Source organism: Mycobacterium sp. 1465703.0 (assembly GCF_001672975.1).
GTDB lineage: Bacteria > Actinomycetota > Actinomycetes > Mycobacteriales > Mycobacteriaceae > Mycobacterium.
The window spans coordinates 1-17,160 of sequence record NZ_LZKU01000237.1 but is presented as its reverse complement, the minus strand read 5'-3'; the positions used below and the strand labels follow the sequence as shown (position 1 = coordinate 17,160).

Genomic DNA, 17,160 nt, shown 5'->3' with positions numbered 1-17,160 from the left:
ACGGTCGATCTGGGCAGCCCGGCCGCCCGGGCGATCTGGGTGGTGGCCTGATGTTTTCGCGCACGGCGCGGCACCTGGCGGCCCGGCGCCTCGCACCGAACGTGCACTCACGGCGAGATTTCCGCCGATTTTTCGCACTGAGTGCACGCTCGGCGCACAAGGTCTAGTTCAGCAGCCCCTTGGCGATGTGGGTGACCTGCACCTCGTTGCTGCCCGCGTAGATCATCAACGACTTGGCATCGCGGGCCAGCTGCTCCACCCGGTACTCGGCCATGTATCCGTTGCCGCCGAACAGTTGGACGGCCTCCATCGCCACCTCGGTGGCAGCTTCCGACGAATACAGCTTGATCGCTGAGGCTTCGGCCAGTGTCAGCGGTTTACCCGTCTGCTGACGCTCGATGGTGTGAAACACCATGTTCTGCACGTTCATTCGGGCGATCTCCATCTTGGCCAGCTTGAGCTGAATCAGCTGGAATTGCCCGATGTTGCGGCCCCACAACGTCCGGTTCTTGGCGTAATCGACGCACAGCCGGTGGCATTCGTCGATGATGCCCAACGCCATCATCGCAATCCCGATCCGCTCGGCGGCGAAGTTGGCGCGGGCGCTGTCGCGGCCGTCGCCGTCGGTGTGCCGTTCACTTTCGCCGAGCAGCCGGTCCGGGCCGAGCCGCACGTTGTCGAAGAACAGTTCGCCGGTGGGCGAGGACATCATGCCCATCTTCTTGAACGGCTTGCCCTGCGTCAGCCCCGGCATGCCGGCGTCGAGCACGAAGACCAGCACCGGGCGGCTGCGCTTGTCTTGCTTGTCCGGGCTCGCATCGCCCTCGTCGAGTTTGGCGTAGACGACCAGCACGTCGGCGCACGGTCCGTTGGTGATGAAGGTCTTCTGCCCGTTGAGGATGTAGTCCTGGCCGTCGCGCTTGACGTAGGTCTTCATGCCGCCGAATGCGTCCGAGCCGGAATCCGGCTCGGTAATCGCCCACGCCGCGATCTTTTCCAGCGTCATCAGCTCGGGCAGCCAGCGTTCCTTCTGGGCCAGCGTCCCGCGGCTCATGATGGTCGCCGCGCCCAGACCGAGACTGACCGACGCGGTGCTGAGCAACCCGATGCTGACCCGGGCGATCTCGGACACCAGCACCGCGATCATCGATCCTGGTGCCCCGCCACCGAAACCGCTTGATTCACTTGACTTTTCGTCGCTCTCGTCGTCAGCGGCCGGGGTACCGGCCAGCTTGGCCCGCTCGCGGTCCAGCATCTTCTTGACCGACTCGGCGGCCATGGCGTCGAGGCCGAACTGGCTGAACAGCTTGCGCGCGATCGGGTACGGCGACAGTTCGCCGGTTTCCAATTCGTCCAGATGCGGGCGAATTTCTTTGTCGACGAACTGCCTAACGGCATCCCGCACCATCAGGTCGGTTTCGGACCACTCGATCATGGCACCCTCAACGCTCGGCGCGCTGATAGGCGGTGACGACGGCGGCGCCGCCCAACCCGATGTTGTGTTGCAGCGCGGCGGTGACGTTGTCGACCTGACGCTTGTCCGCGGTGCCGCGCAGCTGCCAGGTCAGTTCCGCGCACTGCGCCAGCCCGGTCGCGCCCAGCGGGTGCCCCTTGGAGATCAGGCCACCGGACGGATTGACCACCCAGCGTCCGCCGTAGGTGGTGTCGTTGTTGTCGATCAGCTTGGGCGCCTCACCGGGCCCGCACAGACCGAGGGCCTCGTAGAGCAACAGCTCGTTGGCCGAGAAGCAGTCGTGCAGTTCGATCACCTGGAAGTCTTGTGGCCCGAGTCCGGATTGGTCGTAGACCTGTTGGGCGGCTTGCACATTCATGTCGTAGCCGATGAGGTTTTTCGCGCTGCCGTCGAACGTCGACGCGAAGTCGGTGGTCATCGCCTGGCCGACGATCTGCACGGCCTGGCCGGCCAGCCCGTGGCTGTCGACGAAGCTCTCCGAGGCCAGGATGGCCGCACCCGAACCGTCCGAGGTCGGCGAACACTGCAGCTTGGTCAGCGGGTCGGAGATCATCCGCGCCGCCAGGATGTCGTCGAGCGTGTACGACTCCTGGAACTGGGCGAACGGATTGTTGACCGAGTGCTTGTGGTTCTTGTAGCCGATCTTGGCGAAATGCTCTGCGGTGGTGCCGTATTGCTTCATGTGCTCGCGTCCGGCGGCACCGAACATCCACGGCGCGACGGGCATCGCGAACTCGTCGATCGCGGCCATCGCCTTGACGTGCTTGCCCATCGGCGATTCGCGATCCTGGGCGCCGCCGCCCAGCGAACCGGGTTGCATCTTCTCGAAGCCGAGCGCGATCGCGCAGTCGACGATGCCGCCGCGGATGGCCTGCGCGGCCAGGAACAGCGCGGTCGAGCCGGTGGAGCAGTTGTTGTTGACGTTGACGACCGGGATGCCGGTCATGCCCAGCTCGTAGAGCGCCCGCTGGCCGGACGTCGAATCACCGGCGACGTAGCCGACGTAGCCCTGCTCGACCTCGTGGTAGTCGATGCCGGCGTCGGCCAGCGCATTGGTTCCCGATTCCCGGGCCATGTCGGGGTAATCCCAGCCCTCGCGGCGACCCGGCTTCTCGAACTTCGTCATGCCAACGCCGACGACATAAACCTTGTTGGACGTTTTGGTGGACATCGTCGTCCCTTCCGTAGGCCGCCTAGATACTTCAGTGTGTAACCTAACCCAACCAACCGCTCGGCCGGGAGCCCCTAGAGCGTCGCCGGGCGGGGCTGAATTGCCCGCCTCCTCCTCAGGACGTCCCGTCCCGCATCGTCGCCGGGCGGGGCTGAATTGCCCGCCTCCTCCTCAGGACGTCCCGTCCTGCATCGTCGCCGGGCGGATCACCACCACCGACTTGGTGCGCGAACCTTCGTCGCGCAGCAGCGCTATCACCCGCCGGCCGGGGTCACAGGCGGCGTAGACGCCGTCGATGCCGGCCGGTTCCAGGGGCCGCCCATTGCCGGTGGCCTCGGCTTCGTCGGCGGACAGGTCGCGGCGGGGGAAGATCAGCAGGCAAGCCTCGTCCAGGCTGTAGCTGAGCCGTGGTCTCTGGGCCAGTTCGTCCAGCGGATACGCCTGATCGAGCCCGAAGCGCCCGACGCGGGTGCGCCGCAAGGCCGTCAGGTGCCCGCCTACCCCCAGGGCGGCGCCGACATCGCGCGCCAGCGCACGGATGTAGGTTCCCGACGAGCAGTCCACCTCGACGTCAAGGTCGACGACGTCGTCGCCGGATCGGATATCGCGCACCTCGAATCGGTCGATGCGCACCGGCCGGGCCTTAAGCTCGACGGTCTGACCCTCACGCGCCAGCCGGTAGGCACGCTTGCCGTCCACCTTGATGGCGCTGACCGTCGAGGGCACTTGTTCGATGTCGCCGCGCAGGGCGCTCACCGCCGATTCGATCGCCTCGTTCGTCAGCTGCCGCGCCGAGACGCTATGCAGCAGTTCACCTTCGGCGTCGTCGGTGGATGTGCTCTGGCCCAGGCGGATGCGGGCGGCATACGACTTCGACGATGCCGTCAACAGGCCGAGGATCTTGGTGGCCCGCTCGACGCCGATCACCAGTACGCCGGTGGCCATCGGGTCCAGCGTCCCCGCATGCCCCACCCGGCGGGTGGAAAAGATCCGCCGGCAGCGCCCGACCACGTCATGACTGGTCATCCCGGACGGCTTGTCGACGACAACTATTCCGGGCCCGACGGGGCTTTGGCTCATAGCACGATGGCGGTCAGCACCAGCCCGCGCTCAACCGACCAACGGCCCGGCAGCTCGGTCAGCGGCGGACCGGACAGCGCTTCCGGATCGATCAGGATCCGCGAGACGAACCCGCCCGTCGTCGCCCCGGGACCGTCGGCCTCAAACGTGATGTGGGCGTCTTCGAAGCCCAGCCATCTTTTGGTCAGCGGGAACCAGGCCTTGTACGTTGCCTCCTTGGCGCAGAACAGGATTCGATCCCAATGCAGGTCCCCCGACAGGCTTGCGGGGATCTCGGTGCGTTCGGCCGGCAAGCTGATCGCGTTCAGCACCCCGTCCGGCAACACGTCATGCGGTTCGGCGTCGATGCCTACCGAGCGCACCGCGTCGGTGCGCCCCACCACCGCACCGCGATAGCCCGTGCAGTGGGTGAGGCTGCCCACCACGCCGTCGGGCCAGCAGGGTTCCCCCTTCTCGCCCTTGAGGATCGGCACCGGCGGCAGGCCGAGCTCGCCCAGCGCGATCCGGGCGCAGTGCCGGACGGTGATGAACTCGTTGCGCCGCTTGGCCACCGACTTGGCGATCAGCGGCTCCTCTTCGGGCAGCGGGGCGAGACCGGGCGGGTCGGCATACACCTCCGAGTAGGCCAAGCCATCCAATACCGGTAGCACCGACGAAAGCAGCGTCTCCCCCGTCATCGTGATTGCCGCTGCCGCAACCGTTCCCGGAACTGCGTGGCCTGCTGCCGCATCTCGGGAGTGATTTCGAAGTGGCCACCGAAGTCGTTGAGGTCGCCCGGCGCGTACTGCGGATCCGGCAGCACCTGGCGCAGCCAGCTGGGCGGCTTGCGCCGCCGCCACTCTCGCGGATAGCCCACCGACACTTCTTCGAAGCGCACGTCGTCATACCACGTGGTCCGCGGGATGTGCAGGTGACCGTAGACCGAACAGATGGCGTTGTAGCGGGTGTGCCAGTCGGCGGTCTTGGTGGTCCCGCACCACAGCGAGAACTCCGGGTAGAACAGCGCCTCGCAGGGGTCGCGGACCAACGGGAAGTGGTTCACCAGAACGGTCGGCGTCATCCAGTCCAGCTGTTCGAGACGGGCACGGGTGATGTCCAGGCGCTCACGACACCACGCTTCACGCGTGGGGTAGGGCTCCGAGGAGAGCAGGAACTCGTCGGTTGCCACCACGTTGTGCTCGCGCGCGATGGTCAGGCCTTCGGCTTTGCTCGTCGCCCCCTCGGGCAAGAAGCTGTAGTCGTAGAGCAGAAACATCGGCACGATCGTGGCCGGGCCACCGCGCTCGGTCCAGACCGGGAACGGGTGCTCGGGCGTGACCACACCCATCTCGTCGCACATGTTGACCAGGTACTCGTAGCGCGCTTTGCCGAAGACCTGCACCGGGTCGCGGTTGGTCGTCCACAACTCGTGGTTGCCGGGCACCCAGATTACCTTGGCGAACCGGCGTCGCAGCAGGTCAAGGGACCAACGAATGTCGTCGGTGCGTTCGGCGACATCGCCGGCGACGATCAGCCAGTCGTCCGGTGACGAGGGATGCAGCGATTCGGTGACCGGCTTGTTCCCGACGTGGCCCGTGTGCAGGTCGGACACCGCCCACAGTGTCGGTTGCCCACCGTTGCTCGCTTCCTGCCCCGAAGTATGTCCGGCCACGAATAACCACCCTAACGACTCGAACCGGGCAACCCGCTGTCGCGGGCGTCATTTCGGACCGTGACCGGGCGAGCTGGAACAGGTTCAGGTTTGTCTGTGACGCCGCGCGCGGGACTTGTACACTCCCCCGAAAGGACCGCTGAGGCGTCAGGGGGTGTGGTGTTCGCCAATGTTCGTCTGATGGGGGCGCTGGGTGCGCTGCTCACAGCGGCCATCGGGGGCACAGTGGGCTTGTTGACCGCCCCGGCCGCGCCGGGTGGCGGCGATCGGGCCGTCGAGCTGCGCTCGACGGCCCAGCCGATGGAAACCACCATGAAGAGCCCGATCGTGGCGACCACCGATCCGCGCCCGTTCGATGCGTGCGAGGACATCCCGTTCGACGTCATCCAGGGGCTCGGGCTGGGCTTCACCCCACCAGAACACGAAGACGGGCTGCGCTGCCACTTCGACGCGGGGAACTATCAGGTGGCCGTGGAACCGATCATCTGGCGCACCTACGAGCAGTCGCTACCGGCCGACGCCGTCGAGACGACGATCGCGGGTCACCGCGCCGCGCAGTATTGGGTGCTCAAGCCGACGTACCACAACAGCTACTGGTACTACTCCTGCATGGTCGTGTTCAAGACCAGCTATGGGGTGCTGCAGCAGGCGCTGTACTACTCGACGGTTTACTCCAATCCCGAGGTCGACTGCATGCAGACCAACCTGCAGCGCGCCAACGACCTCGCGCCGTATTACAAGTTCTGAAGTTCAGCCGCGTTGCGCGGCCGCGGGCTGACCGGGTCTTAATGTGGGGACCGTGAGTACCACCTCGGTTCGGCCAGCGCTCCCGGCCACGCACGCCCTGCGCCACCTGAGCGGCAAGGCCGTCGGCCGGCTGCTCGGTCTGGGGCCCGCGATCACCGACTACACCGTGGAGCGCGTCCGGGTGCCGATGCGCGACGGGGTGCAGCTGGTAGCCGACCATTACGCGCCGACCACCGCCTCGGCGCTCGGTACGTTGTTGGTCCGCGGCCCCTACGGGCGCATGTTTCCGTACTCGCTGCTATTCGGCGCGGTATATGCGGGGCACGGCTATCACGTTGTGCTGCAAAGCGTTCGCGGGACGTTCGGCTCGGGCGGGGTCTTCGAGCCGATGGCCCACGAGATTGCCGACGGCGCCGACACCGTCGACTGGCTACGCGCTCAGCCGTGGTTCGCCGGCCGCTTCGCGACCATAGGATGGTCGTACCTGGGTTTCACCCAGTGGGCCCTGTTACAAGACCCCCCGCCGGAACTGGCCACCGCGGTCATCATGACGGCCCCGCACGATTTCCACGAATCGACTTGGGGCACCGGCACATTCGCGGTCAATGACTTTCTGGGCTGGAGCGACATGATGGCGCACCAGGAGGATCCGGTGCGTGTTCGGACCGCCCTGCGCCACGTGCAGGGCCACCGAAAAGTGGCCCAGGCCGCGGCCGGGGTGCCGCTGGGCGAGGCCGCGCGGGCGCTGCTCGGTACAGGTGCACCGTGGTTCGAATCCTGGGTAGAACACCGCGACCCGAACGACGCGTTCTGGAACAGGTTGCGGTGCAGCGAGGCTCTGGACCAGGTGCAGGTTCCGGTGCTGTTGATGGGCGGCTGGCAAGACATCTTCATCGGGCAGACGCTGCAGCAGTACGCGCATCTGCGCGGCCGCGGTGTCGACGTCGCGCTCACCGTCGGGCCGTGGACGCACACCCAGTTGCTCACCACCGGGCTTTTCACCTGGACACAGGAGTCATTCGATTGGCTGGGCACCCATCTGGGCGGTGCACCCACGGCGCGCCGACCCAACCGGGTCCGTGCCTACGTCACCGGCGCGGGCTGGCGCGGCCTGCCCGATTGGCCGCCCGCCACCACCGAACGCGCACTGTACCTGCGGCCCGGTGGCTACCTCGGCGAGACCGCGCCGGCTCTGAAGGGCTTGGCCCCGGCCACATTCCGATACGACCCGGCCGACCCGACTCCCACTACCGGTGGCCCGTTGCTGTCGCCGAACGGCGGTTACCGCAACGACAGCCGGCTCGCGGCGCGTGCCGACGTGCTGGCCTTCACCAGCGCGACGCTCACCGAGGACCTGTACGTCTACGGCAGTCCGATCCTCGAACTCGCCCACAGCGCGGACAGTCCGCACGCCGACCTGTTCGTGCGGGTGAGCGAGGTCGACGCCAAAGGCCGATCGCGCAACGTCAGCGAGGGGTACCGCCGGCTCGAATCCGCGGCAAAGCCGAAGTCGGAGAAGACCGTTCGCCTCGACTTGGACGGCACGGCCCACCGCTTCCGGGCCGGCTCCCGCGTCCGGGTACTGATCGCCGGCAGCTGGTCGCCGCGCTACGCGCACAACCTGGGCTCCGGCGAACCGGTGCTGACCGGCCGGCAGCCGAAGGCGGTCACCCACCGCGTGCGCTATGGCCGCTCCCGGCTGCTGTTGCCGGTCGGCCCGGCCGAGTTGTCAGCCGACGGCGTCGCGGACCCGGGCAGCGACCGCGGCTAGCGCGCTGTCGTCGTGCACCGGCGCGGCCAGCGGCGCGTGCACCGGCAGCTCCACCCAGCTCTTGCAGCCGCCATACTCCGCAGTCCGGATCAGACGCACCGGCTCCGCCAGCGGAATCACCGACACCACCAGCACAGCCAGTTTGTGCTTGGGGCGAAAGTCGAGCCGGTCGGCGCGCACCGACTCGGCCGTCCAGATGTGCAAGTCCTCGATGGCCGGCAGGCCGTCTGGCCGCTCAACCTCAACTGCCGCAACGACTTTCGCGGCAGCCCGGATCACCAACTCGGCCTCGGTGCTGTCGGCGGCCGCGGGTGTCAGCAAGTCTTGATGCTCAGGTCGCACCCGCTGCGCGTGGCTGTGCGCGACGGTCGGGAACAACAGGAATTCGCTGGCCGCCAGTTCGAATCGCTTCTCCCCGATGCCGCCCTTGCGCAGCAGCACCCGCTGCCTGCCGTCGAGCAGCGCGCGCACCGCGGCGCTCCATTCCTTGAGCGCGGGCACCGTTGTGATGACCGTCATTTCGCTCCTGCCATCCGCGCCATCACCTCGGGCCGGCGAAGCGGCGGGACCGTCTTGGGTGGCTGACGCCGCGGCGATAACTGTCCCAGCAACCGCGTCGTCGCCTCGGTGACCTCGGCAACCGCCGCCTCGAACGCTTCCGCGTTGACCGCGGAGGGGTGGGTGATGCCGCTGACCTTGCGCACATACTGGCGGGCCGCCGCCGCGATTTCCTCGGCGGTGGCCGCGGGCTGCAGGCCGCGCAGCTCGGTAATGTTTCGGCACATCTTTTCCACGATAAGCGCCGCTCGGCGGCGCCGCCTGCTGGCGGTAAGGCGGCCAACCGGCCGTGCGAAGCGACTGGCTACGGTGATGTCATGACGGACGAGATCCTGCTGGTCGACACCAACGAGCGAGTGCGCACCCTGACCCTCAACCGCCCCCAATCGCGCAACGCGCTGTCCTCGGTTTTGCGGGACCGCTTCTTCGGGGCACTGGCCGACGCCGAAACCGACGACGATGTCGACGTCATCATCGTCACCGGCGCCGACCCGGTGTTCTGCGCGGGACTGGATCTCAAGGAGCTGGGCGGCTCCTCGGCGCTTCCGGACATCTCGCCGCGCTGGCCAGCGCTGACCAAGCCGGTGATCGGCGCGATCAACGGTGCCGCGGTGACCGGCGGCCTGGAGCTGGCGCTGTACTGCGACATCCTGATCGCCTCGGAGAACGCCCGGTTCGCCGACACACACGCCCGGGTGGGCCTGCTGCCCACCTGGGGTCTGAGCGTGCGGTTGCCGCAGAAGGTGGGAATCGGCCTGGCCCGGCGGATGAGCATGACCGGGGACTACCTGTCGGCCGCCGACGCGCTGCGCGCCGGCCTGGTGACCGAGGTGGTGCCGCACGATCAGCTGCTGAGCACCGCGCGGGCAGTGGCGGCGTCCATCGTCGGCAACAACCAGGACGCCGTGCGAGCGTTGCTGGCGTCCTATCACCGCATCGACGACGCACAGACCAGCGCGGGGCTGTGGCAGGAGGCGGCCGCCGCCCGGCAATTCCGGACCAGCGGCGACGACATCGCTGCCAACCGGGAGGCCGTGCTGCAGCGCGGACGCTCGCAGGTGCGTTGACCGGGTTGACTGCGCCGATCCGGCCACGCCGATTCGGCCGACCCCATACGATCAGCTAATGCGGGCCGTCGTCGGTGTCACCCTGCGGATGCTCGGCGGCCTGATGCTGGTCGCCGCGGCGGCCATCGCGGTGTGCGCGTCGCCCGCGGCCGCGCTGCCGCCACCGGGATTTCCGAATCTCGATACCTTCACCGCCGTCCCGGCCGACGGCTACCTGGGCGGCGGTGCGCCGGGTGGCACGCCGCGGGTCAGTTTCTCGTCCGGCTCAGCCCTGGTCTGCGACTTCTACGGCGGGCCGCCGCCGGTGCCGCAGCCGTCGCAGGACATCAAGTGCAAGGGCGACATGCTCGGTATGGACGACGTGCCCTTCCCCGGCGGTCGCCCGCGCCCCGGCGATTGCGTCGTGGGCTCGGTGGACTTCAAAGGACCCGGCTATCAGCTGAGCCGCATGTCGTACGGCGGATGTGACGGCAACCCGGCCCCGCTGCCCGCCGGCGGCAAAGCGCTGGGGTCGGGCCAGAAGTTGACCTACCTCAATGTCACCTGTGCGGTGGGAGCCGACAACCTCGTGGCGTGCCTGGACACCACCAGCGGCGATCACGGATTCGTCGTGCAGCGCTCGGGAAGCTGGGCGTTCTAGTCCAAAGGCCGTGCTAGTCCAGCGCTGTGCGCAGCGATGCCACCGCGTCGCCGATCGAGCCGATGGTCGAGTAGCCGGCCGCCAGCCGGTGCCCGCCGCCGCCGAACCCGGACGCGACCGCCGCCAGGTCCACCGCGGCCTTGGCCCGCATCGACACCGACCACTGCTGCGGCGCGATCTCCTTGAAGACCGCGGCCACCTCGGCCTGTTGCGTGGTCCGGACGATGTCGACGATGCTTTCGACTTCCTCCGGGCGTGAACTGATCCAATCCTGGTGGCGGACAACGGCATACACCAGTCCGCGACCGCCCGCGGCGTCCGGCAGCAGCTGGGCCGAGGCCAGCACCCGCGACAGCAGCGGCAGCCAGCCGAACGGATGGGTGTCCATCAGGGTTCGGCTGATCGCGGCGTTGTCCACGCCGGCATCGACCAACCGGGCGGCCAGCCGCAGAGCGCGCGCGCTGGCCCAGCGGAACGAACCGGTGTCGGTCGTCAGACCGGCGTAAATGCAGTGCGCGACGTCGGGATCAATGGGCTTGCCCCAGGCGTCGAGAATGTCGGCGATCAGCATCGTGGTCGAATCGGCAGACACATCAACCAGATTGGCGGTGCCGAAGATGTCGTTGGAGGCGTGGTGGTCGATGACCAGCACCTCTTGGGCCGCAACGGCCAAGTCGCTCAACGCGCCCAGCCGCTTGACGCTCGGAACGTCAACGGTGACAACCAGATCGACGTCGCGACGCATCTCGTCCGGAGCGACCAGCAGCCAGCGGCCGGGCAGCGACGCCAGCGACTCCGGCAGCCTTGCCGGCTCGGCGAAACTGACCTCGACCCGCTTGCCGCACTTGTCCAGCACCAACGCCAGGGCCAGCCCGGCGCCGATGGTGTCGGCGTCGGGGTGCACGTGCGCGATCACCGCGACAGAGGCGGCGTCCGACAGCAGATCGACCGCGCCCGCGGCGTCGACGCGTGCCCCCAGCCGGGGGCCGTCCAGGTCAGTGTTCGTGTTGGTCGTCGTCACCGATACTCCCGTCCAGGCCGGGCTCCACGCCCGATCCGCTCTCCCGGTATGGATCGGCCTCCCCAGCCGGTTTGGCGCCCGAACGAACCCGCGCCAGATCCGCATCCGCGGCGCGGGCCTGCGCCAGCAACTCGTCCATCCGCTGCACGCTGTCCGAGGTGGTGTCGCGGGTGAAGGTGAGAGTCGGTGTGAAGCGCACGCCTGTGCCGGCCCCCACCATAGTGCGCAGCGCGCCCTTGGCGCGCTCCAGGGCGGCCGCGGCGGCCCCGTAATCCGGCTCGTCGTCCAGCGTGCGCCCCATCACCGTGTAGAACACCGTCGCATCGTGCAGGTCGGCGGTCACCTTCGCGTCGACGATGGTGACCCCCTCCAGCCCGGGGTCCTTGATCTCGAACTCGATCGCCGAGGCGACGATGGTGTTGATTCGCTTGGCCAGACGGCGCGCCCGAGCCGGGTCGGCCATCAGGTGCGTTCCTTCTGGACCAACTCGTAGGACTCGACGATGTCGCCTTCCTTGAGGTCGGAGTACCCCAGCGTCATACCGCACTCGAAGCCCTCGCGGACCTCGGTCACGTCGTCCTTCTCCCGTCGCAGCGAGGTGATCGAAAGGTTGTCGGTGACCACGATGTTGTCCCGCAGCAGCCGTGCCTTGGCGTTGCGGCGCACGACGCCGCTGGTGATCATGCAACCGGCGATGATGCCGACCTTGGAGGACCGGAAGATCGCCCGGATCTCGGCGCGACCCAGCTGGTTCTCCTCGTAGATCGGCTTGAGCATGCCGCGCAGGGCCTTCTCGATCTCGTCGATCGCCTGGTAGATCACCGAGTAGTAGCGGATCTCCACACCCTCGCGGTTGGCCAGCTCGGTGGCCTTGCCCTCGGCGCGCACGTTGAAGCCGATGATCACCGCATCCGAGGCCGACGCCAGGTTGACGTTGGTTTCGGTGATGCCACCGACACCGCGGTCGATGACGCGCAGCGCCACCTCGTCGTCGATCTGGATGCCCATCAGGGCCTCCTCGAGCGCTTCGACCGTACCGGCGTTGTCGCCCTTGAGGATCAGGTTCAGCTGGCTGGTTTCCTTCAGCGCCGAGTCCAGGTCCTCCAGGCTGATCCGCTTGCGGGAACGCGCGGCCAGCGCGTTGCGCTTGCGGGCGCTGCGCTTGTCGGCGATCTGACGGGCGATGCGGTCCTCGTCGACGACCAGCAGGTTGTCCCCGGCGCCGGGCACCGAGGTGAACCCGATGACCTGCACCGGTCGCGACGGCAGCGCCTCTTCGACGTCGTCACCGTGCTCGTCGACCATGCGGCGGACGCGGCCGTAGGCGTCGCCGGCCACCACCGAGTCGCCGACGCGCAGCGTGCCGCGCTGCACCAGCACGGTTGCCACCGGCCCGCGGCCACGGTCCAGGTGCGCCTCGATCGCCACACCCTGAGCCTCCATGTCGGGGTTGGCCCGCAGGTCCAGGGCGGCGTCGGCGGTCAGCAGCACCGCCTCGAGCAGCTGCTCGATGTTGGTGCCCTGCTTGGCTGAGATGTCGACGAACATCGTGTCGCCACCGAAATCCTCGGCGACCAGACCGTATTCGGTGAGCTGACCGCGGATCTTGGCCGGGTCGGCACCCTCGACGTCAATCTTGTTGACCGCCACCACAATCGGCACGTCGGCCGCCTGCGCGTGGTTGATCGCCTCGACCGTCTGCGGCATCACGCCGTCGTCGGCGGCGACCACCAGGATGGCGATGTCGGTGGCCTTGGCACCGCGGGCACGCATGGCGGTAAACGCCTCGTGACCCGGGGTGTCGATGAAGGTGATCGGCCGTTCTTCACCATCGTGCTCGACGGCAACCTGATAGGCACCGATGTGCTGGGTGATGCCACCCGCCTCGGCCTCGCGGACGCTGGCATTCCGGATGGTGTCCAGCAGTCGGGTTTTACCGTGGTCGACGTGACCCATCACGGTCACCACCGGCGGCCGGGTCTGCAGGTCTTCCTCGCCGCCTTCGTCCTCGCCGTAGCTGAGGTCGAACGACTCGAGCAACTCGCGGTCCTCGTCCTCGGGGCTGACGACCTGGACGACGTAGTTCATCTCGCTGCCCAGCAGTTCGAGCGTCTCGTCGCCGACCGACTGGGTGGCTGTGACCATCTCACCGAGGTTGAACAGTGCCTGCACCAGCGAGGCCGGGTTGGCGTTGATCTTGTCGGCGAAGTCGCTCAGCGACGCGCCGCGGGCCAGCCGGATCGTCTCGCCGTTGCCGTGCGGCAACCGCACACCACCGACGACGGGCGCCTGCATGTTCTCGTATTCGGCGCGTTTGGCCCGCTTCGACTTGCGGCCCCGTCGCGGCGCACCGCCGGGACGGCCGAACGCGCCGGCGGCACCACCGCGCTGGCCGGGACGGCCGCCGCCACCAGGACGGCCGCGGAAACCGCCGCCGCCGCCGCCTCCGGGTGGGGCGCCGACTCCACCGCCACCGCCGCGGTAGTTGCCGCCGCCTCCGTCACGACCGCCGGGGCCACCGGGACGGCCGCCGCCCGGCCGCGGGGCGCCGGGCCGGGCCGGGCGGCCCGGTCCGCCTGCACCCGCAGGCCGGGGTGGCATGTTGCCCGGCGAAGCGCCGCCGGGCCGCGGCGCGCCCGGACGGGGCGCTCCCGGCCGGGGCGCCTGGGGACGCGGAATGGGCCGGTCGACGGGTTGCGCCGACGAGAACGGGTTGTTGCCGACGCGCGGGGCGCGGGGCTTGGGCATCGGACCTGGACGCGGGCCCGGCGTCATGCCGGGGCGGGGCGCCTGGCCTGGCGGCTGTCCGGGGGCGGGTGCCTTCGGCTGCCCGGGAGCGGGCGCGGACGGCCGTCCCGGAACCGGGCCCGGACGAGCCGGCGCCTCGGCGGCCTGCGCGGCGGCCGGAGGCGCCGCACCGGCGGGCTTGGCCGGCGTCGCCGTCGCTTCGCCGTTGCCACCCGCGCTGCCGATGGCGTTGTCGAGGGCTTTGTCGAGCGATTTGTCGGGGGCCTTGGCCGCGGGCGCCTTGGCCCCTCCTTGCGCACTGGCTTTCGCGGGGGCCTTCTGCGCGGCGGTCTTGCCGCCACCGAAGGACTCGCGCAGCCGGCGAGCCACCGGTGCTTCTACCGTCGACGACGCGGATTTAACGAATTCGCCCTGGTCATTCAGTCGGGCGAGGACTTCCTTGCTGGTAACACCGAGTTCCTTAGCCAACTCGTGTACGCGGGCCTTACCTGCCACTACATCTCCTGTCTATGAGGCGACAGTCGTGGGGCCGCGCCTCGGGTTTAGCTATGACGCATTGTCATCGGGACTTCACGGTGTGCTCATGTTCTTTGCTACCTGTTCTGTTGCCGGGCGCTCGGGCGCATTGAGGAACTCTATGTGCTCGACCACCGCGGAGGTGTCCGGTGAACCGGTGATGCGCAGCGCTCTGGTGAAAGCCCGCCGCCGGATTGCCTGTTGCGCGCACTGCGGCTCGGGATGCAGCCATGCACCCCGCCCCGGCAGACTATTGCCTGTGTCGACGATCACGGCGATTTCGTCGTTCTCGTTCGGCACAGCCACCACTCGAAGCAGCTTGACGGCCAACTCTCGCTTCCGGCACCCGACGCATGTCCGTACGGGTCCACCCGCATGACGGTGCGACGTCGTTTCGTGAGCCGAAAGTTCGCGCTGGATCACGGCTCAGTCTAGCGTCACCGAATCGATGGTCAGAACCACCCGAGGATGTGCCGGCACGCACCGGCGGACCGCTAGCGGTCGTGGGCCATTCCGTGGGTGGCACTGTGGTCGGACTGGCTCTCCGAATGCCCTCCGGAACTGGTAGGAGAGTCCCCGCGGATGTCGATGCGCCACCCGGTGAGCCGGGCGGCCAGCCGCGCGTTCTGGCCCTCTTTGCCGATGGCCAGCGACAACTGGAAGTCGGGCACCACCACGCGAGCGGCGCGGGCGGCCTGGTCGATGATGGACACCGACACCACCTTCGCCGGTGACAACGCGTTGGCGACGAAGCGGGCGGGGTCCTCGTCGTAGTCGATGATGTCGATCTTCTCGCCTGACAGTTCGCTCATCACGTTGCGCACCCGCTGCCCCATCGGGCCGATGCAGGCACCTTTGGCGTTCAGGCCGGGCAGGTTCGACTTCACCGCGATCTTGGAGCGATGTCCGGCCTCGCGGGCCACCGCCACGATCTCGACCGACCCGTCGGCGATTTCGGGGACTTCCAGGGAGAACAGCTTGCGGACCAGATTGGGGTGGGTTCGCGACAGGGTGATCAGCGGCTCCCGCGCCCCGCGGGTCACCCCGATCACGTAGCACCGCACCCGGTTGCCGTGTTCGTAGCTTTCCCCCGGCACCTGCTCGGCGGCCGGGATGACCCCCTCCGAGGCCTTCGTCTCGGTGCCCATCCGGACCACGACCAGGCCGCGCGCGTTGGCCCGGCTGTCACGCTGGATCACGCCCGCGACGATCTCGCCCTCGCGGGTGGAGAATTCGCCGTAGGTCCGCTCGTTTTCGGCGTCCCGGAAGCGCTGCAGCATGACCTGACGTGCGGTGGTGGCGGCGATGCGGCCAAAACCCTCGGGCGTGTCGTCCCATTCACTGATGACGTTGTCGTCCTCGTCGGTCTCCCGGGCTATCACCCGCACCACGCCTGTCTTGCGGTCGATCTCGATACGCGCGTCGTTCTGGTGACCCTCGGTGTGCCGGTAGGCGGTGAGCAACGCCGATTTGATCGTCTCGAGCAGCTCGTTGACCGAGATGCCCCGGTCCACCTCGATCGCGTGCAGTGCGGCCATGTCGATGTTCATCAGCGCCGCTCCTCCTCATCGCTACGTCCCCCGCAAGCGGGAGCTGCCCCCGCTGCATCGTCGCTGGCGTAGTTCATGCTCCGGTCTCCGTCCTCCGGGCCTGACCCCTACTCGCCAGTTCCAGCTCTGCTTGGTTAGGGGGCGAAAACTCCACCTGGACAACGGCTTTGACGATGTCGCCGAGTGAGATCTCGCGGACCGCCCACTCCCGGCCCGCTCGCACCACCAGGGCGACCGAGTCGTCGTTCGTCTCACCCACGCGGCCGGTCAGCTTCGATCCATCGGAGAGGACAACGTCGACCTTGCGGCCGCGGGCGCGGCGGAAGTGCTTCGCGCTGGTCAAGGGGCGGTCAACGCCGGGAGAACTGACCTCGAGCACGTACTGGTCCTCAATGCTGTCCAAGCTGTCGAGCAGGGTCGACGCCGAACGGGACAGCGTGGCCGCGGTGTCCAGGTCGAGGCCGTTGTCGCCATCGGCGATCACCATGATTCGCGGCGGGCGGGTCCGGGCGTCGATGACCACGTCTTCGATTTCGTATCCGGCGCGCGCAAACTCTCCGCCGAGTAGCTCGATCACCTGCGTCTGCGACGGTAGCCCGGTGGTCACGGCGAGCTCCTCATCTTGAGTTGTCCGGTCATCTGGCGGATGTCGGCGCCCCGATGGCTTCGCAGGCGACTTCCGGTGCCCCGGCGGAGGAACAGGCGCGCCAGCAGCAACTGCCAGTGGTTGCCCTTCGCGAGAACCAGCTATCCACGATACGCCAGGAAACGCCGATGCCGCCGTGATCGCGTCCTGGCATCTTGCCCGCCTTCGCCGATGGCAGGATGTTCTTGTGCCTAGCGCAGTTCCCTTCGTCAACAGGCGAGATGTCCTCGCCGGTGGCGTGGCTTTGGCTGCGCTTGGGGCGGTGGTGTCCGCCTGTGGCAAGTCCGCGCCCAAATCACCGCCCGTCGAGCAACTGCTGGGGCCCTTGGATCAGGCCCGCAAGGACAGCGCGCTGGCGGGTGCCGCCGCCGCGGCCATCGGGAATCCTCCTCAGGTGGCTGCCGCGCTGGCGGTGGTGGCGAACCAACGCGCCGCACATGCCCGCGCGCTGTCCTTGCGGGCCTGATCCAAGGGCCCCAGCAGTTGCTCGACGGGCGGTGATTTGGGCGCGGACTTGCCA

17 protein-coding genes and 1 pseudogene are annotated in these 17,160 nt (G+C 68.2%); 5 read left to right on the top strand and 13 right to left on the bottom strand.

What is annotated here, in order from left to right; translation table 11 throughout:
• Positions 1-163 precede the first annotated feature (163 nt).
• From A5625_RS22185 to A5625_RS22165, 5 genes are all read right to left on the bottom strand, one after another.
• Positions 164-1,435, bottom strand: a complete 1,272-nt coding sequence (locus A5625_RS22185) for an acyl-CoA dehydrogenase family protein (protein ID WP_066999053.1) — start codon at positions 1,433-1,435, stop codon at positions 164-166.
• A 7-nt stretch (positions 1,436-1,442) separates the two neighbouring features.
• The gene (locus A5625_RS22180; protein WP_066999050.1) at positions 1,443-2,645 is read right to left on the bottom strand and encodes a lipid-transfer protein; all 1,203 of its coding nucleotides are present in this window, start codon (positions 2,643-2,645) and stop codon (positions 1,443-1,445) included.
• Between the two features lie 171 nt (positions 2,646-2,816).
• Entirely contained in the window at positions 2,817-3,725 is a 909-nt protein-coding gene (gene truB, locus A5625_RS22175) for a tRNA pseudouridine(55) synthase TruB (protein ID WP_066999047.1), read from the bottom strand.
• A complete protein-coding gene (locus tag A5625_RS22170) occupies positions 3,722-4,402 on the bottom strand; it encodes a 4'-phosphopantetheinyl transferase (protein WP_066999044.1) in 681 nt (226 codons plus the stop codon). Before A5625_RS22170 ends, truB begins: the two co-directional genes overlap by 4 nt.
• Positions 4,399-5,376, bottom strand: coding sequence for a metallophosphoesterase (locus A5625_RS22165; protein WP_066999041.1), 978 nt, complete (start codon positions 5,374-5,376; stop codon positions 4,399-4,401). Before A5625_RS22165 ends, A5625_RS22170 begins: the two co-directional genes overlap by 4 nt.
• 159 nt (positions 5,377-5,535) lie before the next feature.
• Between A5625_RS22165 and A5625_RS22160 the strand changes: the two genes are divergently transcribed.
• On the top strand, positions 5,536-6,123 hold the full coding sequence (locus A5625_RS22160; RefSeq protein ID WP_066999066.1) for a DUF3558 domain-containing protein: 588 nt from the start codon (positions 5,536-5,538) through the stop codon (positions 6,121-6,123).
• Between the two features lie 52 nt (positions 6,124-6,175).
• Complete coding sequence (locus A5625_RS22155; RefSeq protein ID WP_066999037.1) at positions 6,176-7,894, top strand: CocE/NonD family hydrolase; 1,719 nt, start codon at positions 6,176-6,178, stop codon at positions 7,892-7,894.
• Here the strand turns inward: A5625_RS22155 and A5625_RS22150 are convergent.
• Both A5625_RS22150 and A5625_RS22145 read right to left on the bottom strand, forming a co-directional pair.
• Positions 7,853-8,413, bottom strand: coding sequence for a DUF1802 family protein (locus A5625_RS22150; RefSeq protein WP_066999034.1), 561 nt, complete (start codon positions 8,411-8,413; stop codon positions 7,853-7,855). The two genes, A5625_RS22155 and A5625_RS22150, sit on opposite strands and share 42 nt — an antisense overlap.
• The gene (locus A5625_RS22145; RefSeq protein WP_066999063.1) at positions 8,410-8,679 is read right to left on the bottom strand and encodes a DUF2277 family protein; all 270 of its coding nucleotides are present in this window, start codon (positions 8,677-8,679) and stop codon (positions 8,410-8,412) included. The genes A5625_RS22150 and A5625_RS22145 overlap by 4 nt, the downstream gene beginning before the upstream one ends.
• Positions 8,680-8,769: 90 nt before the next feature.
• Between A5625_RS22145 and A5625_RS22140 the strand changes: the two genes are divergently transcribed.
• On the top strand, positions 8,770-9,519 hold the full coding sequence (locus tag A5625_RS22140; protein WP_066999031.1) for an enoyl-CoA hydratase: 750 nt from the start codon (positions 8,770-8,772) through the stop codon (positions 9,517-9,519).
• 58 nt (positions 9,520-9,577) lie between these two features.
• Positions 9,578-10,159 carry a hypothetical protein gene (locus A5625_RS22135; protein WP_066999028.1) on the top strand — a complete coding sequence of 194 codons (582 nt, stop codon included), beginning with the start codon at positions 9,578-9,580 and terminating at the stop codon, positions 10,157-10,159.
• A gap of 13 nt (positions 10,160-10,172) precedes the next feature.
• Here the strand turns inward: A5625_RS22135 and A5625_RS22130 are convergent, their stop codons facing one another.
• From A5625_RS22130 to rimP, 6 genes are all read right to left on the bottom strand, one after another.
• Positions 10,173-11,180: a bifunctional oligoribonuclease/PAP phosphatase NrnA gene (locus A5625_RS22130; RefSeq protein WP_156748457.1), complete on the bottom strand. Its 1,008-nt coding sequence runs from the start codon at positions 11,178-11,180 to the stop codon at positions 10,173-10,175.
• Complete coding sequence (rbfA, locus tag A5625_RS22125) at positions 11,155-11,643, bottom strand: 30S ribosome-binding factor RbfA (RefSeq protein ID WP_066999025.1); 489 nt, start codon at positions 11,641-11,643, stop codon at positions 11,155-11,157. The genes A5625_RS22130 and rbfA overlap by 26 nt, the downstream gene beginning before the upstream one ends.
• Complete coding sequence (gene infB / locus A5625_RS22120; RefSeq protein ID WP_066999022.1) at positions 11,643-14,423, bottom strand: translation initiation factor IF-2; 2,781 nt, start codon at positions 14,421-14,423, stop codon at positions 11,643-11,645. Before infB ends, rbfA begins: the two co-directional genes overlap by 1 nt.
• 75 nt (positions 14,424-14,498) lie before the next feature.
• Positions 14,499-14,774, bottom strand: a complete 276-nt coding sequence (locus A5625_RS22115; protein ID WP_066999056.1) for a YlxR family protein — start codon at positions 14,772-14,774, stop codon at positions 14,499-14,501.
• Between the two features lie 164 nt (positions 14,775-14,938).
• Complete coding sequence (gene nusA / locus A5625_RS22110) at positions 14,939-15,994, bottom strand: transcription termination factor NusA (RefSeq protein ID WP_066999019.1); 1,056 nt, start codon at positions 15,992-15,994, stop codon at positions 14,939-14,941.
• 73 nt (positions 15,995-16,067) lie between these two features.
• Positions 16,068-16,601, bottom strand: a complete 534-nt coding sequence (gene rimP / locus A5625_RS22105; protein WP_066999015.1) for a ribosome maturation factor RimP — start codon at positions 16,599-16,601, stop codon at positions 16,068-16,070.
• A gap of 226 nt (positions 16,602-16,827) precedes the next feature.
• Between rimP and A5625_RS22100 the strand changes: the two are divergent.
• Positions 16,828-17,094, top strand: a pseudogene (locus tag A5625_RS22100) (hypothetical protein); the annotation flags it as partial.
• Positions 17,095-17,160: the final 66 nt, after the last annotated feature.